Origin of the sequence: Pseudomonas sp. W15Feb34, assembly GCF_023127765.1 — a bacterium.
GTDB lineage: Bacteria > Pseudomonadota > Gammaproteobacteria > Pseudomonadales > Pseudomonadaceae > Aquipseudomonas > Aquipseudomonas synxantha_A.
Map to the genome: position 1 here is coordinate 207,970 of NZ_SPKN01000053.1, position 25,074 is coordinate 233,043.

The following is a 25,074-nucleotide window of genomic DNA, read 5'->3' on the forward strand; positions in this document are numbered from 1 at the left end:
GGCAAGTCTGCAGCTTTATTTTAAATAGGGAGCCAACTCATGGAATTTAAAATCCAAAAGGAATGCAAATATGGCTATCACAATCACAAACGGCGCAAGCAGAATTGTCAAAATTGCAGTAAGTGCATGGCATACTGATACAAACCCCAGTGAGGACTACTACCCAATAGAGCAAGGTAATAGCGACACGTGGACGCGCAGCGATTCAAGAGGCTATTTAATGGTCGTCCAAGGTCTAGCAAAGACAAACGAGTACTACATTTCCTCCAGCAGCAAAATCGTTATCGAGGATGACCGTGTCAAAGATCACGGCCAATCTATTAGTCCACTAACGTCTGTCAATGCCTGATGTGTGTCGGTAAACGCATGTAGAGGTCACTCAAAACAGGAGACGGCCGAGAAAATTCATGCCCGGGCCGGAGTTGCCAACCCGACACATTAGTAAGTATTGGCACGTCCTCTTCAGTATTTTGGTGCTTCTATAGTTCCCCCATCTGCAAAAAACTCCGTAGATGTCAATCTACGGAGTTTTTAAGAGTGGAGGCCAAGGTTTTTTGCAAGAGCAATCTACGGGCGAGTGAGATCAAATCGTTCGCTTTCGTTGTTATCTCGAAGCGAGAGCAATGCCAGGCAGAAGACAGCTGCACGACCGATCTCTACATACTGACCGGCTAATTGGCCGAGTCAGCATGAGAAGTGATCTGGCCGTGATCAATATATTGAGGGCGAGCCATCAATAGGCCGCCACACTACTTAACCGCCTCTTGGATGCACCTTGAGAACCGTGAATTACCGCCCCGCAATAAAATCAGTCAATTGACTCACCAACCCAAGGTACCTTAATAATTTTTAAGAATATATCAACAAGTTATATAACATATTTAATTTTTAAATAACACTAAACCCATAAGTCCTTTATAAATGACTACCACAACAAGAAGGCAACGAAAACGTGATAAGCATATAACACTTCAAATCAATGGACACGAAGGAATGTACTCGTATGACTATCTTGGCGAAAAATCTTGTTAGCCCACTCACCACTTCGGCGCAGCTGCGAACAAGTGACGATTACCAGGCACTCTATAATTTTTCACACACCTATGATCGAGGAGGATTTAATTCCTCACAGGGCAAGCCGTCTTACACTATTGCGCAGGCCGCGGATGAAATAACTCGAGGAGGTTACTATTGGGGTGACAACGACCACAATGGGAAATACAACTTCACCTACAGCTTTCTGACTTCAGAAAGTCAAGCATACGCCTCCGAGAACGTGTCTGGATTCAGCGCATTCAACGCTCAACAGAGATCCCAAGCAGCCCTTTCGTTCCAATCCTGGTCGGACGTCGCCAACATTTCATTCATCGAATCCAGAAGCGGAGGTGACGCACATATATCACTGGGCAATTATAGTAATGACCTGCAGCATGGTGGTGCCAGATCAGCTTTCGCCTTCTACCCCAATAACAGCGGAAATAGCGATGCGTTGTTTTATACCAATCAAAACTATCAAGAAAATTTAACACCGGCAAACGGCAATTACGGTCGTCAAACCTTGACCCATGAAATTGGTCACACGCTTGGACTGCAGCACCCAGGTTCGTACGACGCCAGTGTGGGTCAACCGTCGTATTCGGATGCGAAATATGCCGAAGATACACATGCTTACTCCGTGATGAGTTACTGGAGCGAGAGCAACACCAACCAGAACTTCAGTAAAGGTGGTGTCGAAGCCTATGCTGCCGGCCCGCTGATCGACGACATCGCCGCGATCCAGAAGCTCTACGGTGCCAACTACAGCACTCGCGCCGGTGACACGACCTACGGGTTCAACTCCAATACCGGGCGCGATTTCCTCACTGCCACATCCGATGCCGACAAGCTGGTGTTTTCGGTATGGGACGGCGGCGGCAAAGACACTCTGGACTTCTCCGGTTTCACTCAAAACCAGAAGATCAACCTTACTGCCACCTCGTTTTCTGATGTGGGCGGCCTGGTGGGCAACGTGTCGATCGCCAAGGGCGTCACCATCGAGAACGCATTCGGCGGTTCGGGCAACGACCTGATCATTGGTAACCAGGTCGCCAACCTCATCAAAGGCGGGGCCGGTAACGACCTCATCTACGGAGGTGGCGGCGCAGACCAATTGTGGGGCGGCGCCGGCAACGACACGTTCGTGTACGGTGCCAGTTCCGATTCCACGCCACGCGCTGCGGACAAGATCTTTGACTTCACCTCGGGCTCCGACAAGATCGACCTGTCGGGCATTACCAAAGGTGCGGGCTTGAGCTTCGTCAATGCATTTACCGGCCATGCCGGCGATGCTGTGCTGAACTATGCCTCGGGTACCAACCTGGGCACCTTGGCTGTGGACTTCTCCGGACACGGTGTGGCGGATTTCCTCGTCACCACCGTCGGCCAGGCAGCCGTCAGCGACATCGTGGCGTGATACAAAGCGCGGCGCTTCGCGCGCCGCGCTCAATGATTGGCAAGGAACTCACGATCAAATACTCGATTCTACCCATGCAGCTGCGCCCCACTATTGCTGCAATGTGGAGCGGCTGCACTTCTCCCTAGTTGATTTCGGTTACGAAATTTTCGCGAGAGCGCCGTACTTTTTTCAGGTTTACCAGCCAGTCAGACTCTGCTGCCCGATACCCCAAAGGCAGGAGCACCACACTGCGCAGATGCCTGGCTCCCAGTCCCAGAATCTCATCGACAGCCGATGGGTCGAAACCTTCCATGGGCGTCGCATCGACTTGCTCGGATGCCGCGGCGATTAAAGCCGAGCCGAGGCCGATATAGGCTTGGCGCGCAGCCGCTTGATAGTTGGCCTCCTGCCCACGCTCGGCGACTATACCGAGGAGCATTTGACGGTAATCTTCCCAACCCTGGTTGACGGTAGCTCGTACCGTATTGGTCAGGTCGAACATCATGTTGACACGCTCAGGCGTGATGTCATCCCAGGCGGCGAACACCAGTAAATGAGAGCAGTCGGTCACCTGAGACTGATTCCAGCTGACCGCCTTAATCTTTTCGCGAATTTGCGGATTGGTCACCACCAGCAATTCAAATGGCTGGAGCCCGCTCGACGTCGCCGTCAGTCGTACCGCCTCCAGGATTCGCTCCAGCTTTTCAGCAGGTATTGTCTTGGACGAATCGTAACTTTTCGTCGCATAACGCCAATTCAGCAACTCGGTTATTTTGCTCATTCTTCACATTCCACGTAGGTCAACGGTGTTTATCCAGCCCAATCCGATTACCTTCCGGATTACGCTGCGGCTTATACTGCGGATTAAAGTCAACTTGAAGGTCAAGCAAAAAATGAAGATAGGCGAGATTGCGCGACGTACCGGCCTTGCTGCTTCAGCAATACGCTACTACGAGGAGCAAGGCCTGCTGGACGCCCCCACGCGCGACATGAACAACTATCGCTATTACAGCGAGTCCACCATTAAACGCCTGGAAGTCGTGATCCACGCGCAAAGGCTGGGGTTTTCCCTCGACACCATTCGTGGCCTTTTCCTTCATGACGGGAGCTGCTCCAAATCGCTCACTCTGGAACAGATCAATGTACGTCTGGAGGAGATACAGCAAATCGAAGCCACACTAAAAGTGCAGCGTGAGGAGTTGTTGATGCTGCAACAAACCCTTGAAGAAAGCCTTCGTACTGGCATCGCACCGGGATTGGATTGCCCGCGCAGCGCTGAGCGATCAAGGCCTGATCGAGCCGTAGTCATGCGAAGCAAGCACATGATGGCTACCGGCAAGTGAGGAAAACGCGATACTGCGGGATATAGATTGCTATAAAACGATAAGCAAGAAAAAACCCCACAGCATCAGCGATCCTGTGAGGTTTTACCGCCAACTGTACCGATGCCGCATCAAACCACGCTGATCATCTCTGCGCTCAGCTGTGCCGCATTGAACCCCACCAGGGTGACACTGCTGTCCCCCGCCAGAATCACGCTGTCACTGCCGTTCTGGGTGGTGGACCCGATTACAGCATCGGCGCTCGCAAACAGCGACTTGGCGAACACCAGCAGATCATGCCCGTTCTGATGGATGTTGAAGTCGCTGATCACGTCGTGGCCGAACCCGCGCTGATCGAACACAAACAAGTCGCTGCCCACGCCACCACTGAGCTGGTCATTGCCCTGCCCGCCGATCAAAACATCATTACCGCTGGCGCCATACAGCGAGTCGTTACCCATGCCGCCCAGCAACGTGTCGTTGCCGTCACCGCCGTGCAGCAGGTCATTGCCGGCGCCACCGTCGAGCCGATCATTGCCGTTCTGGCCGAATATCAGGTCGCGTGCTGCAGTGCCTTTCAGGGTGTCGGCCAGTTGGCTACCCTCAATGGATCTGGCGTAAGCCTTGTCGGCGCCGAACAGGCCATCGAAATCCAGCTTGCCGTTGGTGACCGTATAAGACGGCGTCAGCGTCTGCCCGATACCGCTGAAGATGCCACCGATAACAGGCAGTTGACCGAGCGTGTTGGCAAGGCCCGTTTCGAACTCGACATGCTCTACGCCATGCAGTTCTTTAAGGCCGTATTGGCCGCTGCTATCGTTCAAAAACAACGTACCGTCGCTCAGTTTCACGGCTTCGTAGGCGGACGCCGTACCTTTGAGAAAGACTTTGTCATCGCCTGCACCGCCAGCAACGATATCGGTACCGGTACTGACCCGGAAACTGTCGTTACCACTGAACCCGTCGAGGAAGTCATCGCTGCGACCATCCTGCAGCTTGTCTGCACTGTCGGTGCCCAGCAGGAAGGCCGGTGTACCGTAATGGTTGGAGGTGGCGGTCTGTTTGTCGCTGACCCAGGTGAAGCTGCGGCTGATCGCGTCGAGGTTGCTGATCACGATGGTGCTATCGCGCTCGATGTAATCGTAGAACGTCGACTGGGCGATGCGCTGGATGGGGTTGATGAAAATACCTTCGAGGTGCGCGGCCCATCCTGACAAGTTGGCGATGGAAAACGGACCGTTGGGCCAGGTTGGCAGGGCGTAGATCGTATCGAACAGCACGATATTGTCGGTCGTCGAGGTGTAACTGGCGTCACTCCCCTGAAGAGCGTCGATGATGGCGCTTCCCACGTTGGTTTCCTGACCGGTGAGGCGGTGCACCACATCGTTTTCAAAACCGAAGTTGTAGATTCCGTCGCTGTTGCTGGACTTGGGTGACTCCATGCCAAAGTAGCCCGAATCCTTGAAGAAACCGTCTGCCAGCGTGTCTTTGCCGATATACATACTGTTAGTGACTGAGCCACCCTGGCTGTAGCCGGTTACCAGCACATCCTTGCCGCTCAGGTTGTGGCCTATCGCGTAATCCTTGATTGAATTGAGCAGGTACTCATAGCCGTTGATATACGAGTTATCGATCATGGCCGGCCAGCCCAGCAGATCAGTCAGGGAGTTGGTGCCGGCAATGGAAAACCCCATTTTCAGCAATTGACCACTGTCATCGTATTGACCAAACACCCTGGCCTGGGAACCGAACACGCCATCGCCGGTGAAGCTTCCGGTGATATCGGTGTGACTGCTATCAACGCTCAGTTCATTGGCGCCGATTTCACGCCAGCCTTTGGGCAATGCAAAGGTGTTGCCCTCCCCCAGTACCGCCCCTGGAAGGTTGTAGAGCGCGCCTACGGTCGCGACACCGCTGGTGTAAGTGGCGAGGTTCCAGGCATCTGAAATCAGCACACGGGCATCTTGACCCTTGTAATCGAATATAGCCATGTCAGTACTCCTTGAGCCCAGCGATCAACACCGAAGTCGACGGTAATAACTGATACGTCGGGCTAAACAATATGCATTGAAGTTGTTGTTGTGCATTCTGTTCAGGCTGCTTCTTTTCTTAATATCGACTTTGACCATTAAGGAAGCTTGTCAACATTAGCGTAGAAACATTGCCGTACATCGACCGACTATCGGATTGTAAGGAGCTGTTATTAAGCGCCCATACAAAAAAAGCGCCGGGAGCGCTATTTAACAAACAATAAGTGGGCGTTTGTTTTTTACGTGACTAATGGGTCAGGACTAATTAAACCCGCCGCGCGCGTTATGGATGACTTACTCAACCCAATAACGATCCAATATCAAATAGCGATGCAGATAACACTCGCCCTCAGGAAGAAAAAACTTCAGCACCTTGTCGCGCCGGCTTTTGATATCGGGGCACTTGCTGCCTGGCCAATTGCGCCTGCACGCCCGCGACAGCTTCAAGTACTCTCTGCGCCCACTGCCCATCCTGCGGGTCAACCACGACCACACGAAAGCCATGTTCATGACCTTCTATGCGCACGCCCTCGGAATCATCCACGTGTAAATCGATATCGAAGGCCGACGGAAGCTTCGACGGCGTGTTCAACAGCCCGCGCGCGTTGAGGGCTTGGTTATGCACGACGCTGTTCACCACGCCATCGACGCGTATGCCGTACAGCATCAGCCAACGCCTGATATACGAAGGCGCCCGGCCTGAGGAGGTGTAAACCCAGATGCTGCACCCCTGGCGCCGTAGCTCCCGGGTCAGGGAGCGGGTGCCGACACGCAGCGGCTCGCCCCACCAGCGATGGACGCAGGCCGGCAACCAGCTGCTTTCCACGGGCGAGTGATCAAGTTGGCAGGCCAGGGTGTCGTCGATATCAAACGAGATCCGTACGCGTGGCCGTGTGAGCAGACGCGTGGACAGGGCTTGAACGAGTAGGTTGGCGGACGTTCGGCATTTGCCCGCAAAGGTTTGATACCTGCTCATCATTGGCCTCCCTGATAGATTGGTTGCGGTGCGTCGCTCAAGAAAAACACACCCGGATCAGGCGCTTGTTCCTCCAGGAACGCGGCGTACTTTTTCTTGATCTTGGGCAATTCATACAGGGCCTTCACCCCATGTTTGGCCGAGTTGCGGATCACCGAGGAGGGGTTGAAGTAGCCTTCGGCGTTTTCGAGTGTCAGCACGAACGGCGGCAACCCTGCACGCATCAGCAGGTAGCTGACGATCAGCGAGCCACTGCGGTTATTACCTTCGATGAACAATTGCGGTTTGCTGAGGATGCGTACATACACACCTGCTGCACGCTTCCACACCGATTCACTGCGGTAGGCGCAGTACCAATTGAACAAGTCCTTGATGCCACCCTCAACGTTGTTGAAAAAGTGCTCCTCGGTTGCGGCCAGGTGTTGCGCGTATTCCAGGCGGCGTGCCGGATCTCGACCACAGAGCACCGTGGCGTTGATCTCCAGCATCAGGTCAAGGTGGTGCAGATCAAACAGGTCCACGCCCTGGGCGACGTAGTCGTCAACCAGCGCATAACCTGCAAGCACATTCTCCAACACCTCGTCCGTCAGCGGGTCCCGCGGCTCGGTAAACTGCGTGCTGAGCTGGGCAAAGCGGCTCTGCACCTTACGCAGGGCGCGTTCAATCGCTGGCAAATCTAGACGATGCGTTACAGGCATTGGCATTCCCGAGAAGACGTTGGCGCAGGTGCGGCTGTTATCGAACATGGATGGCTCAGCTGAACTTGCCGCTGATGTAATCCTCGGTCATCTGCTCACGCGGGCTGCCGAAAATCTGCGCAGTCGGGCCCATTTCCACCAGGTAGCCAGTGCGCGTGCCTTGGGAAATATCCACCGAGAAAAACGCCGTGGTGTCTGCTACCCGGATGGCCTGCTGCATGTTGTGGGTCACCAGTGCGATGGTGTAGTCCTTCTTCAATTCCACCATCAGCTCCTCCACCCGGCGGGTCGCGATAGGGTCGAGAGCCGAACACGGCTCATCGAGCAACAGCACTTCCGGCTCGGTGGCGATGGCGCGGGCGATACACAACCGCTGCTGCTGACCACCAGAGAGCGACAAGCCACTGACCTTGAGCTTGTCCTTGACCTCATCCCACAGCGCCGCGCCTTGCAGGGCGTGCTTGACGCGGTCGCCCAGGTCGCCTTTGTAGCGGTTCAGGCGCAGGCCGAACGCGACGTTGTCGAAGATGCTCATGGAAAACGGGTTGGGCTGCTGGAACACCATGCCGATATAGCGGCGTACCACCACCGGGTCGACGCCCTTGCCATACACGTCCTGGCCGAGGAAATGCACGTGGCCCTCGAAGCGAAAGCCCTTCACCAAATCGTTCATGCGGTTGAGGCTGCGCAGCACAGTACTTTTGCCGCAGCCCGACGGGCCGATAAACCCGGTGATCTTGTTTTTTTCAATCGGCACATGGCTGTCACGCACCGCCATGAAGTTGCCGTAGAAAATCCTGTCCAGCTTGCAGTCCATGACCACAGGCGACTGGGTGACAAACGGAGCGGCTATTTGCGCAGTTGAGACGTTCAAAATTCAGATGCTCCCGTTCTTAATACTTGGGCTTGCCGAAGATACGGCTGACAATATTGACAACCAGCACAATCATCACCAACACCAACGAGGCCGCCCAGGCGAGCTCAAGCTGGTTGTCGAACGGCATGCCGGAGAAGTTGTAGATCAGCACCGCCAGCGAGGCCGTGGGGTTCATGACCGCGAGGTCGCCGTCGTGGTAGATCCAGTAGTTGCTGAACAGCGCGGTAAACAGCAGCGGCGCGGTTTCACCGGCAGCACGGGCCACGGCGAGCATCACGCCGGTGAGGATCGCCGGCAGGCCGGTCGGCAAAATGATCTTCCAGATCACCTGCGAGCGCGTGCAGCCCATGCCGTAGGCAGCGTCCTTCATGATCTTGGGCACCATGCGCATCGACTCTTCGGCGGTGAGCACCACGATCGGCAGCATCAGTACCGCCAGGGCTACACCGCCCGCCGGCGCCGAGTAAGTACCGGTGGTCATGACCACCAGAGCGTAGGCGAACACCCCGGCCAGGATCGACGGCAGGCCCGTGAGCATCTTGGCGGCAAAGCGCGCAGTGTTCGCCAATTTGCTATCCGGCCCCAGTTCGGCCAGGAAGATCGCCGCCATGATGCCGACCGGCACCGCGATGGCAGCAGCAATGCCGACCATCACAAAGGTGCCTGCCATGGCGTTGCCGAAACCGCCGCCGGTTTCGAAGCCGGTGGGCGGCAGTTCGGTAAACACTTCCAGGCTCAGGCGTGCGCCACCACGGGTGATCAGCATGTAGAGCACGGAAATCAGCGGCACACTGGCCAGCAGCGCGCCCAGCCAGACCAGCGTTGTCAACACCAGGCTGCGCAGGGCGCGGCCTTCGAACTTGCGCTGCAGGCTGGGCACCGCGGTGATTGGGGACGTGAGGTCAGTCATTGTTTAGTACCGCGCTGGGCGTAGAGCATGATCATGGAACCGATGACGTTCACCAGCAGCGTGATAAACATCAGCACGAGCGCGGCGTACATCAACACCTCGATCTCATTCGGCCCGGCTTCGGGAAAGTTCAGCGCCAACAAGGCCGCCAAGGTATTGGCCGGCGCAAACAGCGACAGTGAGATGTTGTTGGCGTTGCCCACCAGCATTGCCAGCGCCATGGTTTCACCCAGCGCGCGGCCGAGGCCGAGCACCAGCGAACCGAAAATACCAGTGGCGGCAGAAGGCACCATCACCTTGAGAATCGCCTCCCAATGGGTAGTCCCCATACCGTAGGCAGCCTGCTTGGTTTTCATCGGCACGCTGGTCAGGGCGTCCTGGGACACGGCGGCAATCGTCGGCAGAATCATGATCGCCAATACCAGCGCCGCAGGCAGCAACCCTGGCCCGCTCAAGGAGGTGCCGAAAAACGGGATCCAGCCCAGTTCACTATTCAACCAGGTGGTCAGTGGCCGGATCGCCGGGATCACCACGTAGATGCCCCACAGGCCATACACCACGCTGGGGATGGCCGCGAGCAACTCAACGATGGTGCGAAACACCGCCGCCAGCTTCGCCGGCAGGAAATCCTGAGTCAGGAAAATCGCCATGCTGACGCCGAAAACCCCTGCAATCAGCAGCGCAATCAGGGCGCTATAGAGCGTGCCCCAAATCGCCGGCAGGATCCCGTACTTGCCTTGGTTGACATCCCAGACACTGCCAAAAAGCACGTCGAAACCATGCTTCTCCATGCCGGGAAGGGCCTTGCGTCCCACCTCGAATACCAAGGCTGCGACCAACGCCAGAATCAGTACCACCCCGATTCGCGCAAGCCCACGGAAGGTGCGATCGACCAGGAAGTCTTTTGCAGAGGGGGGTTGGCAGGCAGAATCCGGGTTAACCGGAACGACGAAAGGTTTGATCATGGGCGAATTCCGGAACAAGGGGGGAAACGCTCCCGGCCTGGCTGACAGCCCAGGCCAAGCGCGACCTCACGGGTGTTACTGGATGTTGGCGGAAGCTTTGCGCACCTGATCGACCACCGATTGCGGCAGCGGGATGTAGCCCATCGAGTCGGCGATTTTCTGCCCCTCGGTCAAGCTGTACTCGACCATTTCGCGCATGGCCTTGGCCTTGGCCGGATTACCGTTGTCCTTGCGGAAGATCATCCAGGTGTAGGACGTGATCGGGTAGGACTTGGCACCGTCCGGATCCGGCAGCCAGGCCACCAGGCTTTCCGGCATTTTCACTGCTGCCAGGGCCTCGGCACCGCTCTCGGCGTTCGGTACCACGTACTGGCCGGCCTTGTTCTGCAACTGGGCGAAGTCGACCTTGGCCAGCTTGGCGAAGCCGTACTCAATGTAGCCAATCGCGCCTGGCGTCTGGCGTACGGTGGCGGTCACGCCATCGTTCTTGGGCGACTTGATGAATTTGTCGCTGGCTGGCCAGTTGACCGTGTTGCCCTCCCCCAGCGCCGTTTTGAATTCAGGATTGATGGTCGCCAAATGCTTGGTGAACACCGCCGTGGTGCCGCTGGAGTCTGCACGCACTACCACGGTGATCGGTGTGTCGGTCAGTTTCAGGTCCGGGTTGGCGGCGACTATCTGTGGGTCGTTCCACTTGGTGATCTTGCCCAGGAAGATATTGGAATACACATCGCGTGGCAGCTTGAGGCCCTTGGGGTTGCCCGGCAGGTTATACGCCAGCACGATTTCACCCGCGGTCATCGGCAGCAATTGCACGCCTTCGGCCACCTTGGCGATGTCTTCATCTTTCATGGCCGAATCACTGGCGGCGAAATCGACGGTTTTATTCAGGAAGTCCTGCACACCTGCGCCGCTGCCCTTGGATTGATAATCCACAGTGACGCCAGCGGTCTTCTTGCTGAAGTCCTTGAACCAGGTGAGGTAGATCGGTGCAGGGAAGCTGGCGCCGGAGCCGGTGAGACGCACGTTTTCGGCGGCGAAGGCCATGGAGGAGGCACAAAGAGAAACCGTAACGGCCAGTGCTGCAGACTTCATCAAGCTTTTCATTAAAAGAACTCGTTGTGGTGACGGGCTCCCGAACTGTGCAGCAGGGTTGTTACATTTTTATGAAAATTGAGTGGCAGGCTGCGGATTTGTCCCTAATTGCCACTACAGCGGCGAATTTTCTGACAATCAATAAGTAACAAATTGCGACTCGATTATTGCCGGACGCACGAGCAGAAGCTGCCGATAGCCGGCAGCCTCCCCCTCAGGCTTACTTGCCTTCAGTCAACGCGTTGTAGCTGGTGAACAGGTTGCGGTAGTCCGGGATGTGGTTGGAGAACAACGTCCCCAAGCCTTCGATATCGTTGCGCCAGTCGCGGTGCAGCTCACAGGCCAGGCCAAACCAGGTCATCAGTTGCGCGCCGTTGGCCGACATGCGGGCCCAGGCCGATTGCTGGGTCAGCTCATTGAAGGTGCCGGAGGCATCGGTCACCACGAACACTTCAAAGCCTTCCGCCAGCGCCGACAGCGCCGGGAATGCCACGCACACTTCGGTCACCACGCCGGCAATGATCAGTTGCTTCTTGCCGGTGGCCTTGATGGCCTTGACGAAGTCTTCGTTGTCCCAGGCATTGATCTGGCCAGGACGGGCGATATACGGGGCGTCCGGGAACAGCGCCTTGAGCTCGGGTACCAGCGGGCCGTTCGGGCCGGTTTCGAAACTGGTGGTCAGGATGGTCGGCAGCTTGAAGTACTTGGCCAGGTCAGCCAGGGCCAGCACGTTGTTCTTGAATTTGTCCGGGTCGATGTCGCGGACCAATGACAGCAAGCCAGCCTGATGGTCGACCAACAGCACAGCGGCGTTGTCTTTGTCCAAGCGAACGTAAGGTGTAGACATGGTGGTACTCCTGATAAATGAAGGTGATGCCCCGAGTGGGCGCCCGGTAAAGAACCCAGCGTGTTTACTTGCGCTGTGAGTCTAGTTCTTCGTGATTGTTTGCCACTTCCTGAGCCTTGATGTAGCTCTCGATCAGCAGTTGGTAGTGCGGCATGGCCTGGGTGTAGACATTCGCCCACTCCTGGGCATCCGGGCGGTTCCAGGAACCTTGCAGCTCCGACAGCGTGCCCATGATGTCGATCGGCACTGCGCCGGCTTGGGCCAGGCGCGCGATGGTCAGGTCAGTGGCGAGCTTGGAGTGGTTGCCCGAAGCGTCGACCACCGCAAACACCTTGTAGCCTTCATGCACCGCCGCGATGGACGGAAACGCCAGGCATACGCTGGTCAGGGTGCCGGCGATCACCAGGGTTTTCTTGCCGGTGGCTTTGACGGCGGCGTGGAACTCAGGGTTGTCCCAGGCGTTGATTTCGCCACGGCGGGCGACGTATTGGGCATGCGGCGCGGCCTCGTGGATTTCCGGGATCAGCGGGCCATTGGGGCCTTGTGGAACCGAAGCGGTAGTGATGACCGGGATTTTCAACAGGGTCGCGGCCTTGGCCAACGCGATAGCGTTAGCGCGCAGTTGAGGAACATCAATGTCCTTGACGATCTGGAACAGGCCACTCTGGTGGTCGATCAGCAACATGGCCGTGTCGGCGGGATCAATCGTCGGCTTTTGACCATTGAAGTTTGCAGCGTTACCTGATGCAGTCATTTGCATTTCCTCTTTGCTTGGATAAACCTCCCTGGAATGGTGTGCCGGAACAGTGCCCGGCAGTGTCTGCACTTCCTGTATAGACACGCTCCGACCGGTATCCACGACTTGCGCCTGTAGGACACCTGCGAAAAAACAATGGAGCCACCTTAATCATCAGGTTCAGGGTTAGGTAGTGGCTGAACCGGGCCGCTGCATCTCAAAAATGGAACGATGTGCCGCCCCTTCCACATTGGATCAGGCTCGCCTCAATGGCTAGTCATGCCAGCCATGTGCATCATCCAGCGCAAGCCACTCGCAAGGATGCCGAGGGCGAGCACGCTGGCGAACCAGATAGCGATCAGCCAGAACACCCGCTGGTACCAACGGCCAGCAGGCCGCGGCTTTTCACCCTTAGTGGTAGCCATCGCCAATCCTCACTTTGCCGCGGAATACGTAGTAGCTCCAGCAGGTGTACATCAGGATGATCGGCAGGATGAACAGCGTGCCGATCAGGATGAACAACTGGCTCGAAGGCGGCGACGCAGCGTCCCACAAGCTGATGGATGGCGGCACAATGTTCGGCCAGATGCTGAAGGCCAGCCCGATATACCCCAGGAACACCAGCATCAGGGTGAATACGAACGGCCAGTGCGAGTGGTGTTGGCGCAACGTTTTCAACAGCCCCACCAGTGCCAGTACGCCCAGCAGCATCAGGCCGCCAAACACCACAATGTGCGCCTGGGCAAACCAGCGCACGGCGATTTCCGGGTGCAGCCACGGCGTCCACACGCACAGCACCGCCACCACCGCCATCAGCGCGAAGGCCAGATAGCGGCTGAACAGGCGCATGCGCGATTCGAGCATGCCTTCGGTCTTGACCAGCAACCAGGTGCTGCCCAGCAACGCGTAGGCCACCACCAACCCAACCCCGCAGAACAGCGGGAATGGCGAGAGCCAGTCGAGGCTGCCCCCGGCAAACTGGCGATTGACCACCGCAATGCCGGCGATGTAGGTGCCGATCACCACGCCCTGGCAAAAGGTCGCCAGGAACGAGCCGCCGATAAACGCCATGTCCCAGATATGCCGCTTCTGCGGGCTGGCCTTGAAGCGGAATTCAAACGCCACGCCACGAAAGATCAGCCCGGCCAGCATGAAAATCAGCGGTAGGTACAACGCCTCCAGGATCACCGAGTACGCCAGCGGAAACGCCCCATACAACGCCGCGCCGCCGAGTACCAACCACGTCTCGTTACCGTCCCATACCGGCGCCACGGTGTTCATCATCACGTCGCGCTCCTGCTCGTCCGGGATCAGCGGAAACAGGATGCCCAGGCCCAAATCGAAGCCATCCATGATCACGTACATCATCACCCCGAAGGCAATGATCACGCCCCAGATCAACGACAGGTCTATACCTACAATGCCCATGTGCAATCCCTTTGATCAGTTGGTGTGGTCGCCGGACGCGAGCGTCTCGGTGACAGCGGACAGAGGACGGCGCGGTGTGCGTTCCTGGCCGGGGCCGCCCTGTGGCGGATGGTCGTGATGGGGCTGCGGGCCCTTGCGCACCAGCTTCATCATGTAGCCGATACCCACGGCAAATACCGAGAAGTAGATCAGCACAAACAACGCCAGGGAGATGCTCAGTTGCGTGACGCTGTGATTGGACGCCGCGTCTGCGGTACGCATCAGCCCGTAAACCACCCACGGCTGGCGCCCTACTTCAGTGGTGATCCAGCCGGCCAGCATGGCGATCAGCCCGGTCGGCCCCATGAACAGCACCAGGCGCAGGAATAACCGATTGCGATACAGCGCGCCGTTACGGCGCAACGCCAAGCCCAGTATCCCAGTGAGGATCATCAACATCCCCAGCCCGGCCATGATCCGGAAACTGAAGAAAATGATGCTCGAGTTCGGCCGGTCTTGCTTGGGGAAGCTCTTGAGCGCCGGGATCTGTTTGTCCAGGCTGTGGGTGAGGATCAGGCTGCCCAGGTACGGGACTTCTATCGCGTAGCGGGTCTTTTCGGCCTCCATGTCAGGGATACCGAACAGCACCAGCGGCGTCGCGCCGTTACCGACGTTTTCCCAATGCCCTTCAATCGCAGCAATTTTCGCCGGCTGGTGCTCCAGAGTGTTCAAACCATGGGCATCACCGACGACCGCCTGGATCGGAGCCACGATCAACGCCATCCACAACGCCATCGAGAGCATTTTACGCACTGCCGGGGTGTCGTTTTTACGCAGCAAGTGCCAGGCCGCCGATGAGCCGACGAAGAACGCCGTGGCAACAAAGGCAGCGATTGCCATATGCGCCAGGCGGAACGGGAACGACGGGTTGAAGACGATGGCGAACCAGTCCAGCGGCACCACCCGGCCATCCACGATGGAGAAGCCCTGGGGCGTTTGCATCCAGCTGTTGGACGCCAGGATCCAGAACGTCGAGATCAACGTCCCGATGGCGACCATCACCGTGGAAAAGAAGTGCAAACCCCGCCCCACCCGGTTCCAGCCAAACAGCATGACCCCAAGGAAACCCGCTTCCAGGAAGAACGCCGTCAGCACCTCATAGGTGAGCAACGGCCCGGTGATGCTGCCGGCAAAGTCCGAGAAGCGACTCCAGTTGGTGCCGAACTCGTACGCCATGACCAGGCCCGAGACCACGCCCATGCCGAAGTTGACGGCGAAGATCTTCGACCAGAAGTGATACAGGTCCTTGTAGACCGCGTTGTTGGTTCTCAGCCACAAGCCTTCGAGCACCGCCAGGAAACTGGCCAGGCCGATGGTGATAGCGGGGAAAATAATGTGAAACGAGACCGTGAAGGCGAATTGAATTCGCGCAAGGTCCAGCGCCTCGATATTTAACATGGCAATACCCTTATGGAAACTTGATGCGCACGCGCACCCAGACCGGCGTGCCTCAGGCCTGGTGGCCTGGGGCAAACGGATGTGCAGTGATCAGGGAAACCCAGGGCGCCATACTGGCCGCCCCGGTACGACTCAAGCGCCGTGGGACTGGATCAGATTGCTGACCGGCGCGGGTTCAAGCCGGATGGCGATGAACTTCGACGTCGGGGTAAAGGTGCGGTCGCCATAGCTTTCCAGCGGCACCAACGGGTTGGTTTCGGGGTAATAGGCGGCGGCCTGCCCGGCGGGAATGTCATAGGCGATCAAGGTGAAGCCGCTGACCCGACGCTCACGGCCATCGCCCCACAGCGAGACCATGTCGACTTTCTGCCCCGGCTCGTAGCCCAGTTTGCGGATGTCCTGTTCATTGACGAACACCACATCGCGCATGCCATAGACGCCGCGATAGCGGTCATCGAGCCCGTACAGGGTGGTGTTGTACTGGTCGTGGGAACGCATGGTCTGCAGGATCAGCTCCGGCTTGACGTCCAGGTTGCGCACGCCTTCGCTGACCAGGTGCGCCGGCAACACGCTGGAGACAAACTGGGCTTTGCCGCTGTTGGTTTTCCAGATGCGTCGCGCTGCGTCGTTGCCCAGATGAAAGCCGCCCGGGTGCAGCAGTTTGGTGTTGAAGTCCTTGAAGCCGGGAATGGTGTCGGCAATCAAGTCGCGGATGCGGCCGTAGTCGGCCACCGTCCACAGCCAGTCAATCGGGTGATTGCCCAGGGTCGCATTGGCGATCCCGGCAATGATTGCCGGTTCCGAACGCATCAGCGGCGATTTGGGTTTCAGCTGGCCGTGGGAGATGTGCACCATGCTGAAGGTGTCTTCAACGGTCACGCCTTGCGGGCCTTGTTCCTGGATGTCGATATCGGTGCGGCCCAGGCACGGCAGGATCAAGGCTTCGCGCCCCGTCACCAGATGGCTACGGTTGAGCTTGGTGGCGATATGCACGGTGAGGTCGCACTTGCGCAGTGCCGCGTGGGTGCGCGGGGTGTCCGGCGTGGCTTGGGCAAAATTGCCGCCCAGGCCGATGAAGACCTTGGCGCGCCCTTCTTCCATGGCCGCAATCGCCATGACCGTGTTGTGACCATGGCGGCGCGGGACCTTGAAGTCAAAGCGTGCTTCCAATGCGTTGATCAATTCCGGCGGCGCCAGTTCGTTGATGCCCATGGTGCGGTCGCCCTGCACGTTGCTGTGGCCACGCACGGGCGATAGCCCCGCCCCTGGCCGGCCGATATTGCCGCGCAACAGTTGCACGTTGATGATTTCCTGCACGGTCAGCACCGAGTGTGTGTGCTGGGTCACGCCCATCGCCCAGCACATGATCACCCGCTTGGCGCGTCGGTACATGCGTGCGGCCAGCTCGATATCCTCAAGGCTCAGGCCCGATTGCGCGACGATATGCTCCCATGAGGTGGCGTCCACTTGCGCCAGATAGTGCTCCAGGCCCGAGGTGTGCTGGGCAATGAAAGCGCGGTCGAAGACTGCCTCGCCATCGTTCTCCAGGGCTTCACGCTCCCATTTGAGCAGGAACTTGGCGATACCACGAAAGGCCGCCATGTCGCCGCCCAAGGCCGGGCGAAAGTACGCCGACGAGGTAGGTTCGGAACCGTTGGTGAGCATCTCCAGGGGATGCTGCGGGTGTTGGAAACGCTCCAGCCCACGCTCCTTGAGCGGGTTGAAACAGATCACCTGGGCTCCGCGCTTTACCGCCTCGCGCAGCGGTTCGAGCATACGTGGGTGGTTGGTGCCGGGGTTCTGGCCGATGACGAAAATCGCGTCGGCTTCTTCCAGGTCATCGAAGGTCACCGTGCCTTTGCCCACGCCAACACTGTCGTCCATGCCCAGGCCGCTGGCTTCGTGGCACATGTTCGAACAGTCGGGAAAGTTGTTGGTGCCGTAGGCGCGAACGAACAGCTGATACAAATAAGCCGCCTCGTTACTGGCGCGGCCCGAGGTATAGAACTCGGCCTGGTCCGGCGACTCCAGTTCGTTTAGGTGCTTGGCGATCAGGGCAAAGGCATCATCCCAAGTGATTTCGACATAACGGTCCAGGGAGTCGTCATAGCGCATCGGGTGTGTCAGGCGGCCCTGGTATTCGAGCCAATAGTCACTTTGCGCTGCCAGCGACGACACCGTGTATTTGTTGAAGAACGCCGGATTGACCAGGCGCCCGGTGGCTTCCCAGTTGACCGCCTTGGCGCCGTTCTCGCAGAACTTGACCATGCCGCTTTCCGGCGACTCGCCCCAGGCGCAACCGGGGCAGTCGAAACCGCCGTTCTGGTTGGTCTTGAGCATCGCACGAATGTTCTTGAGCGCGTTTTCACTGCCCAGCCAGTTTTTCGTCACCGCGATCAGCGCGCCCCAACCGGCGGCGGCCCCCTTGTACGGTTTATAACGTTCAACTTCGCTCATGATGTTTCTCCAGGACTTCACGCATAGGCAGCGCCTAACTTAAAGCCTTTATTGATGGTTATTTTCAGGCATTGCAGAACGCAAACAGTGTTTGCACCGATCTTTCCACGGTCTAGAAATCGGTTTACATATTCAGGCTAGGCCCTGCAAAAACATCTGTCTAATCACAAATAACGACCACGCCATCGACACCATCTATCAAGATTAAAATCTTTATTTTTCATAGTGATACGAACCTGTAAAGCCCCAATAAAATCGTTATAGATTTCATCGATCACTCAGTTGTTAATAGTGATTAGACGCCCTTGAAAAACAACTTTAGGCTTGAATCAAATAAGGCTCCCATCTCTGTCGAGCGCTCAAAAACAACGCCATGGCTACGCTCTTATTGAGTCGCAGCCGGAGGTTTCCATGACCGATAAAATCCTGATGGATAGTTTTTCTCGCCGGGTCGACTATCTCAGAATGTCGGTGACCGACCGCTGCGATTTCCGTTGTGTGTATTGCATGGCCGAGGACATGCAGTTCCTGCCGCGCCAACGCATCCTCACACTGGAAGAGCTGTATCAACTGGCTGAAAGCTTCGTCACCCTGGGCACTCGCAAAATTCGCCTGACCGGCGGCGAGCCGCTGATTCGCCCAGGTGTGGTTGACCTGTGCCAGCGCATCGCCGCCCTCCCCGGCCTGCGCGAGCTGTGCATGACCACCAACGGCTCGCAGTTGGGCAAGCTCGCAGCCCCCTTGTTCGACGCCGGCCTCAAGCGCCTGAATATCAGCCTCGACAGCCTTGATCCCCAGCGCTTTCGCGAACTGACGCGCACCGGCGACCTAGCCAAAGTCATCGCCGGTATTGACGCTGCGAATGCTGCGGGTTTTCAACACACCAAACTCAATTGCGTGGTGATGAAAGGCCGCAACGATCACGAGATCAACGACCTGGTAGCGTTCGCCATCGAGCGCGGCGTGGATATCAGCTTTATCGAGGAAATGCCCCTGGGCGTGATCAGCGAACACAGCCGTGCCGAGGCTTTCTATTCCAGCGCGCAAGTGCGCGAGCGCATCGCCGAACGCTACACCCTGATCGACTCGGCCGAATCGACCCAGGGCCCTTCACGCTACTGGCGCCTGGCCGAAGCACCGCATATTCGCCTGGGCTTTATTTCCCCCCACAGCCACAACTTCTGCGGCACCTGCAACCGCGTGCGGCTGACCGTTGAAGGCCGCTTGCTGCTGTGCCTGGGCAACGAGCATTCGGTCGACCTCAAGGAGGTGCTGCGCCGTTACCCGGGTGAACCGCAACGGCTGGAGCACGCCATTCTCGAGTCGATGAAGATCAAGCCGTACCGACACAACTTCGAGCTCAACGATGACGTGCAGGTGGTGCGTTTCATGAACATGACCGGCGGCTAGCTGGCCGGCTTCTCTTTCTTTGTACTCAGTTGACCCGAGGTACCCCATGCACAAACACTCGCCTACCCTGACCCATCTGGACGCCGCAGGCCGAGCCAGCATGGTCGACGTCACCGACAAAGCCGCCACCACCCGCGAAGCCCAGGCCCAGGCTTGGGTGCACATGTTGCCGGCCACCTTGCAACTGATCCAGGCCAACGGCCATCCCAAGGGCGACGTGTTTGCCGTGGCACGTATCGCCGGGATCATGGCCGCGAAGAAAACCCATGAGCTTATTCCGCTGTGCCATCCGCTGATGCTCAGTTCGATCCACCTCGAACTGCGCGCCATCGAGCCTGACAGAGTGCAGATCCTCAGCACCTGCCGGCTCAACGGCCAGACCGGCGTCGAACTCGAAGCCCTGACCGCCGCCAGCGTGGCAGCCTTGACGATCTATGACATGTGCAAGGCCGTGGATCGGGGCATGGTCATCGACCGAATCCAGCTGCTGAAAAAACACGGCGGCAAGTCAGGCACCTTCATTGCAGGAGACGCCCAATGATTCTGATCAACTACTTTGCGCGCTACCGTGAACAACTGGGCGTTGGCGGTGAAAAGCTCGTATTGGATGAGTCCCTGCGCACCATTGCAGACGTCAGGCAATTGCTATGCGCCCGCGGTGAGACCTGGCAGCAGGTGCTGGGTGAAACCAGCCTGATGTGCGCGCTGAACCAGGAACTCTGCACACCGCAAGCGCTGATCGAAGACTTCGACGAAATTGCGTTCTTCCCCCAAGTGACCGGAGGCTGACCCATGCCGGTTCAGGTGCAGACCGAACTGTTGGACCTGGGTGAACTGACCCGCAGCGTACACGCCGAAGACCCCGGCGTTGGCGCCGTGGCCACGTTCGTCGGTTACGTACGCGATATCAACCAGGGCGATCAGGTCAGCGCGTTGTTCCTTGAGCACTACCCGGGCATGACCGAGCGCTCACTGCAGTTGATCGTTGATCAAGCCCACGAACGCTGGCCGTTGCAGCGGGTAAGCATCGTTCATCGTGTGGGCGCGTTGCAAGTGGGTGAGGCCATCGTCTTCGTCGGCGTCGCCAGTCAACATCGCCAGGCGGCCTTTGAGGCCTGCGCGTTCCTGATGGACTACCTCAAGACTCGGGCGCCGTTCTGGAAGCGGGAGCAAACGCCAGCTGGAGAGCGTTGGGTAGAAGGACGGGAAAGTGATCGACTGGCGCAGGAGCGGTGGGCGCTTTAGATCTGAATGTGGAAGCGTACATCGCCCTGTGTAGGAGCGAGCTTGCTCGCTCCTACAACTGGCATTAGCGTGCCCGAATCAGAACAACTCAGAGAACGGTATAAACCGCGCCGTATCACCCATCTGCAACCTGCTGCCCTCGCAAATTTCAACCAACCCATCCGCCCACGACGCCCCCAGCATCACTCCGGAACTCTGGTTCGGATACAGCACCGCCCTGCCCGCCTCGATCCTGGCTCGCAGGTACTCGCGGCGACTGCCGGCCTTGGGCCAGTCAAACCCCACATTCACCTCAAAGCTCATCGGCGTGACATCATCGACGCCCTGGATACGCAGTAGATAAGCCCGGGCCAGCAAGCCGAAGGTCACCAGTGCCGAGGCCGGGTTACCGGGCAGGCCAATCACCGGTACTCGGCCAAACGAACCGACGGTCAGGGGTTTGCCCGGTTTGATCGCAAGTTTCCAGAACAATGGCTTGCCGCATTCACGCAGTACCTGGCCGAGGCAATCGGCATCGCCGGCCGACACGCCGCCGGTGGTCAGAATCAGGTCGGCCGCCTGTTGCAGCTGCTCCAGCTTGAGCCGAGTCAGTTGCGACTGGTCGGGCAGAATGCCGCCGTCGATGACCTCACAACCCAGTGCCCCCAGCCAATGGCTGAGCAAAGTGCGATTGCTGTTGTAGATGCAGCCAGGCTTGAGCGGTGTGCCCGGCTCGGCCAGTTCATCGCCGGTGGACAGCAGCGCCACCCGTGGCCGGCGTACCACCGACACATGGGTACAGCCCTGGGCCGCCGCAATGGCCAGCTCGAAAGGGCCGAGTCGCTTGCCGGCCTGCAGTAATACCTCACCGGCGCGGTTTTCCTGGCCTTGGGTGCGGATATTCTGGCCCTCGCGCAGCGGCTGGGTAAAGCGCACACGCGCATCGTCCAGCACCTCGGCGTTCTCCTGCATTTCGATGCAGTTGGCCCCGTCCGGCACCGGTGCGCCGGTGAAGATGCGCGCACAGGTACCGGGCTGCAGCGGTTCAGGCGCTTGACCGGCGAAGATCTGCTGCGACACCGGCAGTGGCTGGCCGTGCCAGTCTGTGAGGTTCAGGGCGTAGCCGTCCATGGCACTGTTGGGCCAGGGCGGCAGGTCCAGGCTCGCCACCAGGTCATTGGCCAGCACCCGTTGCCGGGCATCGCTGAGCAGCACCGGCTCGCTGTCGTGCAGGCGGTGCTCCTCGGCCAGGGCCAACAACGCAGCAATGGCCTCCTCCACCGACATCAGCGCGGCGCGGCTCATCCTCGCGTGCCGCACAGAGCCACCGGCTTGAGGTGCGGCACGAAGTTACATGGTCGGTGGCGCGCATCGAGCTGCTCGGCCAGAATACCTTCCCAGGCAGTACGACAAGCACCCGTCGAGCCCGGCAGGCAGCACACCAGCGTGCCGTTGGCCAACCCGGCCAAGGCGCGGCTCTGCACCGTGGACGTACCAATATCAAGAATCGAGATCGCACGGAACAGCTCACCAAAACCATCAATGTGCTTATCCAGCAAACAGCCCACCGCCTCGGGGGTGCTGTCGCGGCCGGTAAACCCCGTGCCGCCGGTAATCAACACCACCTGCACGCGCTCATCGGCGATCCAGGCCGCCACCTGGGCGCGAATTTTGTACAGGTCATCCTTGAGCAGGTTGCGCTCCAACAGGCTGTGCCCAGCTTCCAGCAGGCGACTGACCAGCAATTGCCCGGAGGTGTCATTGGCATATTCGCGGGTATCGCTGACCGTCAACACGGCAATATTCAGGGGTACAAACAATGCATCCGACGTGACGCTCATGTGATTCTCCGGCAGGCAATTATCAAAACAATGGCCTGAGGCTAAAGCGCTGAAACGATGGCTGTCTAATCGTTACGACTGACCGGGTTATCGAGCGTTTCTATCACGGCTTTTACTGCCGGCCCTGGACTGCTATCGAGTGCATCAATCACTCTGTCAATACAGGTGATTGGACGTGCCTGCCGTTACAATGAGATCGTCTGCTCATTCATTCGCCGGGTTGCGCGGGGTTCCAGCACCTTGCGCCATGAACGGCTTTTCACTTATTCCCAGGCAGGTGCATTAATGGACATAAAGCAACTCAAATTCCTGATCGCGCTGGAGCAGACCCGGCACTTCGGCCAGGCTGCCGCACGCTGCCATATCACCCAGCCGACCCTGTCGATGCGCCTGCGCAACCTGGAAGATGAACTGGGCCTGGAGCTGGTCACCCGCGGCCAGCGCTTTGAAGGCTTCACCGAAGCCGGCGAGCGCGTACTGGCCTGGGCCCGGACCCTGCTCGCCGCCCACGACGGCCTGTTCGCCGAAGCCGCCGCTTGCCGTGGCCAACTGGTCGGTAACCTGCGCCTGGGCCTGGTGCCCCTGAGCGGTTTCAACCCGATCAGTTTCATTCAGGACTTGTCCCACACCTTCCCGGAACTGAAGTTCAGCCTCACATCCATGAGTTCGGACAGGATCATCGAAGCGCTGGGCACCAACCAGCTGGACCTGGGTGTGTGCTACCTGGACCACGTCAACCCCAACTACCTGGATTTTTTCGAAATGGGCGAGACCCGTGTCGGGCTGCTCTACGACACCCGCCACTTCCACTTCGAAGGCACCCAAATGAGCTGGGAAGACGCCGCCGAACTGCCATTGGGGATGATCAGCAACGGCATGCACTACCGCAAATCCATCGACCTGAGTTTCCGCAGCCGTGGCCTGGATCCGCAGCCCATCCTCGAAAGCGATTCCACCTATCAACTGTTCCAGGCGATCCACGAAGGCTTCTGCTGCGCGATCATGCCGTTGGACAGCGGCCTGGAAAGCCCGATCGAGAACCTGGCGTTCATCAACCTGCCGGACGCCAGCGTCCTCGCGCCCCTGGGCATGGTGATGCGCAAGACCGAACCACGCTCGGCCATTGCCGAGAAGTGTTTTGCCGAAGCCAGGAAGTTGTTCGCGGCCAAGACCGGGGTCTGACGCGCACAAAAAAGGCGCTCCGTAGAGCGCCTTTTTACCGCCGTTTGCGTTACTGCACACTTACCTGACGCAGTTCAGGCTTGGTTTCGCCACCAATCGTGATGCGTTTGGGCTTGGCCTCTTCAGGCACCTCGCGCTGCAGGTCGATGCTCAGCAAACCATTGGTCAGGGCTGCGCCGCGCACTTCGATGTGGTCCGCCAGGCGGAACGACAACCGGAAGGCACGTTGAGCAATGCCTTGGTGCAGGTAAGCGACCTTATCGTCGGTTTCGCGTTTACCGCCGGAAACCGTCAAGACGCCCCTTTCGACCTGGATATCCAGATCCTCCTCGGTCAGGCCAGCGACGGCGATGACAATGCGGTACGCGTCGTCACCGTGCTTTTCCACGTTATGAGGCGGATAGGAATTCGGAGCCTCGCTACGCAGCGCCGACTCGAACAGGTCATTGAAGCGGTCAAAGCCCACCGATTGACGGAACAGTGGGGCCAACGAAAGGGTAGTAGCCATTTTAAAATCTCCTGAGTTTCTCCAAGTGATTTAGTACGCGACCCGCATTCGGCATCGCGTGATCAAAAATTTATGGACGAGGAAACGGAATTCAAGAGGGCTGCAAGAAATTTTTTCTTGCGCCAATGACTATCGCAAAAACCGCAGTGATACCGCATGTGCTCTAATCTGAATGCCAGGCGTGCTTTAACCCGTGAGCGCCTGAGACAGCCCTTGAGGTACAAAAAAATGAAAATGACATTCCCTGCCCTGGCATTGGGCATCTTGATTTCCCAAGGGGCCCTGGCCGCCGGAGATGGCACTGCCGCACTGGGCGGCGGTGTCGGCGGCGCGTTGGGCAATGTGGTAGGCCAACAGCTCGGCGGGTCCACCGGTGCGGCCATCGGCGCAGGTGTGGGTGGCGCAGCGGGTGGCGCGGTCGGCGCGCAAAAGGGCAATAAAACCGAAGCGGCGATTGGCGGCGGTTTGGGCTCGGCAGGCGGGTCGGTGATTGGCAATCGCCTGGGCGGCACCACCGGTTCGACCATCGGCGCAGGCGTCGGTGGTGCAGCCGGTGGCGCGCTGGGTAATAACCTGGCCGATGACGAGAGCGATCATCGCTCAGGCGGCGCCAAGCACAAAGGCAACAAGCATAAGCACAAGAATAAGCATCATTGATCGGCTTGCCATAATGCCAGGTGTAGGAGCGAGCAAGCTC

The 25,074-nt window shown here is 58.2% G+C and carries 26 protein-coding genes; 9 read left to right on the forward strand and 17 right to left on the reverse strand.

Annotation, left to right across the window (positions count from 1 at the left end; genetic code table 11):
• Positions 1–70: 70 nt before the first annotated feature.
• Both E4O97_RS27210 and E4O97_RS27215 read left to right on the forward strand, forming a co-directional pair.
• On the forward strand, positions 71–349 hold the full coding sequence (locus E4O97_RS27210; RefSeq protein WP_032875536.1) for a hypothetical protein: 279 nt from the start codon (positions 71–73) through the stop codon (positions 347–349).
• Positions 350–1,003: 654 nt separating this feature from the next.
• On the forward strand, positions 1,004–2,452 hold the full coding sequence (locus E4O97_RS27215; protein WP_187432819.1) for a serralysin family metalloprotease: 1,449 nt from the start codon (positions 1,004–1,006) through the stop codon (positions 2,450–2,452).
• A gap of 124 nt (positions 2,453–2,576) precedes the next feature.
• Here the strand turns inward: E4O97_RS27215 and E4O97_RS27220 are convergent, their stop codons facing one another.
• The gene (locus E4O97_RS27220; protein ID WP_078821309.1) at positions 2,577–3,215 is read right to left on the reverse strand and encodes an NAD(P)H-dependent oxidoreductase; all 639 of its coding nucleotides are present in this window, start codon (positions 3,213–3,215) and stop codon (positions 2,577–2,579) included.
• A 94-nt stretch (positions 3,216–3,309) separates the two neighbouring features.
• Between E4O97_RS27220 and E4O97_RS27225 the strand changes: the two genes are divergently transcribed.
• Positions 3,310–3,777 carry a MerR family transcriptional regulator gene (locus E4O97_RS27225; protein WP_228308393.1) on the forward strand — a complete coding sequence of 156 codons (468 nt, stop codon included), beginning with the start codon at positions 3,310–3,312 and terminating at the stop codon, positions 3,775–3,777.
• Positions 3,778–3,887: 110 nt separating this feature from the next.
• Here the strand turns inward: E4O97_RS27225 and E4O97_RS27230 are convergent, their stop codons facing one another.
• The 13 genes from E4O97_RS27230 to E4O97_RS27290 all read right to left on the reverse strand — a co-directional run bounded on the left by E4O97_RS27230 (position 3,888) and on the right by E4O97_RS27290 (position 18,212).
• Positions 3,888–5,747, reverse strand: a complete 1,860-nt coding sequence (locus tag E4O97_RS27230; protein ID WP_078821308.1) for a calcium-binding protein — start codon at positions 5,745–5,747, stop codon at positions 3,888–3,890.
• A gap of 388 nt (positions 5,748–6,135) precedes the next feature.
• Entirely contained in the window at positions 6,136–6,762 is a 627-nt protein-coding gene (locus E4O97_RS27235; protein WP_032875543.1) for a hypothetical protein, read from the reverse strand.
• On the reverse strand, positions 6,762–7,460 hold the full coding sequence (locus E4O97_RS27240) for a hypothetical protein (protein WP_032880962.1): 699 nt from the start codon (positions 7,458–7,460) through the stop codon (positions 6,762–6,764). Before E4O97_RS27240 ends, E4O97_RS27235 begins: the two co-directional genes overlap by 1 nt.
• 55 nt (positions 7,461–7,515) lie before the next feature.
• Entirely contained in the window at positions 7,516–8,277 is a 762-nt protein-coding gene (gene pstB / locus E4O97_RS27245) for a phosphate ABC transporter ATP-binding protein PstB (protein ID WP_019817112.1), read from the reverse strand.
• Positions 8,278–8,353: 76 nt separating this feature from the next.
• Complete coding sequence (gene pstA, locus E4O97_RS27250) at positions 8,354–9,247, reverse strand: phosphate ABC transporter permease PstA (protein ID WP_005788134.1); 894 nt, start codon at positions 9,245–9,247, stop codon at positions 8,354–8,356.
• Positions 9,244–10,212, reverse strand: coding sequence for a phosphate ABC transporter permease subunit PstC (pstC, locus tag E4O97_RS27255; protein WP_005788132.1), 969 nt, complete (start codon positions 10,210–10,212; stop codon positions 9,244–9,246). The genes pstA and pstC overlap by 4 nt, the downstream gene beginning before the upstream one ends.
• Positions 10,213–10,287: 75 nt before the next feature.
• Complete coding sequence (gene pstS, locus E4O97_RS27260) at positions 10,288–11,319, reverse strand: phosphate ABC transporter substrate-binding protein PstS (protein WP_078821307.1); 1,032 nt, start codon at positions 11,317–11,319, stop codon at positions 10,288–10,290.
• Positions 11,320–11,527: 208 nt separating this feature from the next.
• Positions 11,528–12,154 carry an isochorismate family cysteine hydrolase YcaC gene (gene ycaC, locus E4O97_RS27265; protein ID WP_003191542.1) on the reverse strand — a complete coding sequence of 209 codons (627 nt, stop codon included), beginning with the start codon at positions 12,152–12,154 and terminating at the stop codon, positions 11,528–11,530.
• A 64-nt stretch (positions 12,155–12,218) separates the two neighbouring features.
• The gene (locus E4O97_RS27270) at positions 12,219–12,908 is read right to left on the reverse strand and encodes an isochorismatase family protein (protein WP_032875555.1); all 690 of its coding nucleotides are present in this window, start codon (positions 12,906–12,908) and stop codon (positions 12,219–12,221) included.
• A gap of 248 nt (positions 12,909–13,156) precedes the next feature.
• Entirely contained in the window at positions 13,157–13,315 is a 159-nt protein-coding gene (locus tag E4O97_RS27275; protein WP_103734436.1) for a DUF2474 domain-containing protein, read from the reverse strand.
• The gene (gene cydB / locus E4O97_RS27280; RefSeq protein WP_078821305.1) at positions 13,302–14,318 is read right to left on the reverse strand and encodes a cytochrome d ubiquinol oxidase subunit II; all 1,017 of its coding nucleotides are present in this window, start codon (positions 14,316–14,318) and stop codon (positions 13,302–13,304) included. The genes E4O97_RS27275 and cydB overlap by 14 nt, the downstream gene beginning before the upstream one ends.
• A gap of 15 nt (positions 14,319–14,333) precedes the next feature.
• Positions 14,334–15,755 carry a cytochrome ubiquinol oxidase subunit I gene (locus E4O97_RS27285; protein ID WP_148854333.1) on the reverse strand — a complete coding sequence of 474 codons (1,422 nt, stop codon included), beginning with the start codon at positions 15,753–15,755 and terminating at the stop codon, positions 14,334–14,336.
• 132 nt (positions 15,756–15,887) lie between these two features.
• Positions 15,888–18,212 (reverse strand): FdhF/YdeP family oxidoreductase, encoded by a 2,325-nt coding sequence (locus E4O97_RS27290; protein WP_032875563.1) that lies wholly within the window; start codon positions 18,210–18,212, stop codon positions 15,888–15,890.
• 411 nt (positions 18,213–18,623) lie between these two features.
• Here E4O97_RS27290 and moaA point away from each other — a divergent pair, with 411 nt between their 5' ends.
• From moaA to moaE, 4 genes are read left to right on the forward strand one after another with little or no spacing between them, the layout of a single operon-like run.
• Positions 18,624–19,622: a GTP 3',8-cyclase MoaA gene (gene moaA, locus E4O97_RS27295; protein ID WP_078821303.1), complete on the forward strand. Its 999-nt coding sequence runs from the start codon at positions 18,624–18,626 to the stop codon at positions 19,620–19,622.
• Between the two features lie 46 nt (positions 19,623–19,668).
• Positions 19,669–20,163 carry a cyclic pyranopterin monophosphate synthase MoaC gene (gene moaC, locus E4O97_RS27300; protein WP_103734433.1) on the forward strand — a complete coding sequence of 165 codons (495 nt, stop codon included), beginning with the start codon at positions 19,669–19,671 and terminating at the stop codon, positions 20,161–20,163.
• Positions 20,160–20,411 (forward strand): molybdopterin converting factor subunit 1, encoded by a 252-nt coding sequence (gene moaD, locus E4O97_RS27305; protein ID WP_078821301.1) that lies wholly within the window; start codon positions 20,160–20,162, stop codon positions 20,409–20,411. Before moaC ends, moaD begins: the two co-directional genes overlap by 4 nt.
• Positions 20,412–20,414: 3 nt before the next feature.
• Positions 20,415–20,867 (forward strand): molybdopterin synthase catalytic subunit MoaE, encoded by a 453-nt coding sequence (gene moaE / locus E4O97_RS27310; RefSeq protein WP_078821300.1) that lies wholly within the window; start codon positions 20,415–20,417, stop codon positions 20,865–20,867.
• Between the two features lie 78 nt (positions 20,868–20,945).
• Here moaE and glp read toward each other — a convergent pair whose 3' ends face one another.
• Together glp and moaB are read right to left on the reverse strand one after the other, a co-directional pair.
• Complete coding sequence (gene glp / locus E4O97_RS27315) at positions 20,946–22,151, reverse strand: gephyrin-like molybdotransferase Glp (protein ID WP_216091431.1); 1,206 nt, start codon at positions 22,149–22,151, stop codon at positions 20,946–20,948.
• Positions 22,148–22,687, reverse strand: a complete 540-nt coding sequence (moaB, locus tag E4O97_RS27320; RefSeq protein WP_005788101.1) for a molybdenum cofactor biosynthesis protein B — start codon at positions 22,685–22,687, stop codon at positions 22,148–22,150. The genes glp and moaB overlap by 4 nt, the downstream gene beginning before the upstream one ends.
• Positions 22,688–22,972: 285 nt before the next feature.
• On the opposite strand from moaB, the gene E4O97_RS27325 reads away from it, so the two are divergent.
• Complete coding sequence (locus E4O97_RS27325; RefSeq protein WP_248162794.1) at positions 22,973–23,869, forward strand: LysR family transcriptional regulator; 897 nt, start codon at positions 22,973–22,975, stop codon at positions 23,867–23,869.
• A gap of 49 nt (positions 23,870–23,918) precedes the next feature.
• Here E4O97_RS27325 and E4O97_RS27330 read toward each other — a convergent pair whose 3' ends face one another.
• A complete protein-coding gene (locus E4O97_RS27330) occupies positions 23,919–24,377 on the reverse strand; it encodes an Hsp20 family protein (protein ID WP_103734430.1) in 459 nt (152 codons plus the stop codon).
• Between the two features lie 228 nt (positions 24,378–24,605).
• Here E4O97_RS27330 and E4O97_RS27335 point away from each other — a divergent pair, with 228 nt between their 5' ends.
• Positions 24,606–25,034, forward strand: coding sequence for a glycine zipper domain-containing protein (locus E4O97_RS27335; RefSeq protein WP_248132203.1), 429 nt, complete (start codon positions 24,606–24,608; stop codon positions 25,032–25,034).
• Positions 25,035–25,074 lie beyond the last annotated feature (40 nt).

Excerpts from the sequence above, each read along its gene's own strand:
- E4O97_RS27210 (WP_032875536.1), top strand. The coding sequence starts at position 71 with ATGGCTATCACAATCACAAACGGCGCAAGCAGAATTGTCAAAATTGCA.
- E4O97_RS27215 (WP_187432819.1), top strand. The coding sequence starts at position 1,004 with ATGACTATCTTGGCGAAAAATCTTGTTAGCCCACTCACCACTTCGGCG.
- E4O97_RS27220 (WP_078821309.1), bottom strand. The coding sequence starts at position 3,215 with ATGAGCAAAATAACCGAGTTGCTGAATTGGCGTTATGCGACGAAAAGT.
- E4O97_RS27230 (WP_078821308.1), bottom strand. The coding sequence starts at position 5,747 with ATGGCTATATTCGATTACAAGGGTCAAGATGCCCGTGTGCTGATTTCA.
- E4O97_RS27235 (WP_032875543.1), bottom strand. The coding sequence starts at position 6,762 with ATGAGCAGGTATCAAACCTTTGCGGGCAAATGCCGAACGTCCGCCAAC.
- E4O97_RS27240 (WP_032880962.1), bottom strand. The coding sequence starts at position 7,460 with ATGCCTGTAACGCATCGTCTAGATTTGCCAGCGATTGAACGCGCCCTG.
- pstB (WP_019817112.1), bottom strand. The coding sequence starts at position 8,277 with ATGGACTGCAAGCTGGACAGGATTTTCTACGGCAACTTCATGGCGGTG.
- pstA (WP_005788134.1), bottom strand. The coding sequence starts at position 9,247 with ATGACTGACCTCACGTCCCCAATCACCGCGGTGCCCAGCCTGCAGCGC.
- pstC (WP_005788132.1), bottom strand. The coding sequence starts at position 10,212 with ATGATCAAACCTTTCGTCGTTCCGGTTAACCCGGATTCTGCCTGCCAA.
- pstS (WP_078821307.1), bottom strand. The coding sequence starts at position 11,319 with ATGAAAAGCTTGATGAAGTCTGCAGCACTGGCCGTTACGGTTTCTCTT.
- ycaC (WP_003191542.1), bottom strand. The coding sequence starts at position 12,154 with ATGTCTACACCTTACGTTCGCTTGGACAAAGACAACGCCGCTGTGCTG.
- E4O97_RS27270 (WP_032875555.1), bottom strand. The coding sequence starts at position 12,908 with ATGACTGCATCAGGTAACGCTGCAAACTTCAATGGTCAAAAGCCGACG.
- E4O97_RS27275 (WP_103734436.1), bottom strand. The coding sequence starts at position 13,315 with ATGGCTACCACTAAGGGTGAAAAGCCGCGGCCTGCTGGCCGTTGGTAC.
- cydB (WP_078821305.1), bottom strand. The coding sequence starts at position 14,318 with ATGGGCATTGTAGGTATAGACCTGTCGTTGATCTGGGGCGTGATCATT.
- E4O97_RS27285 (WP_148854333.1), bottom strand. The coding sequence starts at position 15,755 with ATGTTAAATATCGAGGCGCTGGACCTTGCGCGAATTCAATTCGCCTTC.
- E4O97_RS27290 (WP_032875563.1), bottom strand. The coding sequence starts at position 18,212 with ATGAGCGAAGTTGAACGTTATAAACCGTACAAGGGGGCCGCCGCCGGT.
- moaA (WP_078821303.1), top strand. The coding sequence starts at position 18,624 with ATGACCGATAAAATCCTGATGGATAGTTTTTCTCGCCGGGTCGACTAT.
- moaC (WP_103734433.1), top strand. The coding sequence starts at position 19,669 with ATGCACAAACACTCGCCTACCCTGACCCATCTGGACGCCGCAGGCCGA.
- moaD (WP_078821301.1), top strand. The coding sequence starts at position 20,160 with ATGATTCTGATCAACTACTTTGCGCGCTACCGTGAACAACTGGGCGTT.
- moaE (WP_078821300.1), top strand. The coding sequence starts at position 20,415 with ATGCCGGTTCAGGTGCAGACCGAACTGTTGGACCTGGGTGAACTGACC.
- glp (WP_216091431.1), bottom strand. The coding sequence starts at position 22,151 with ATGAGCCGCGCCGCGCTGATGTCGGTGGAGGAGGCCATTGCTGCGTTG.
- moaB (WP_005788101.1), bottom strand. The coding sequence starts at position 22,687 with ATGAGCGTCACGTCGGATGCATTGTTTGTACCCCTGAATATTGCCGTG.
- E4O97_RS27325 (WP_248162794.1), top strand. The coding sequence starts at position 22,973 with ATGGACATAAAGCAACTCAAATTCCTGATCGCGCTGGAGCAGACCCGG.
- E4O97_RS27330 (WP_103734430.1), bottom strand. The coding sequence starts at position 24,377 with ATGGCTACTACCCTTTCGTTGGCCCCACTGTTCCGTCAATCGGTGGGC.
- E4O97_RS27335 (WP_248132203.1), top strand. The coding sequence starts at position 24,606 with ATGAAAATGACATTCCCTGCCCTGGCATTGGGCATCTTGATTTCCCAA.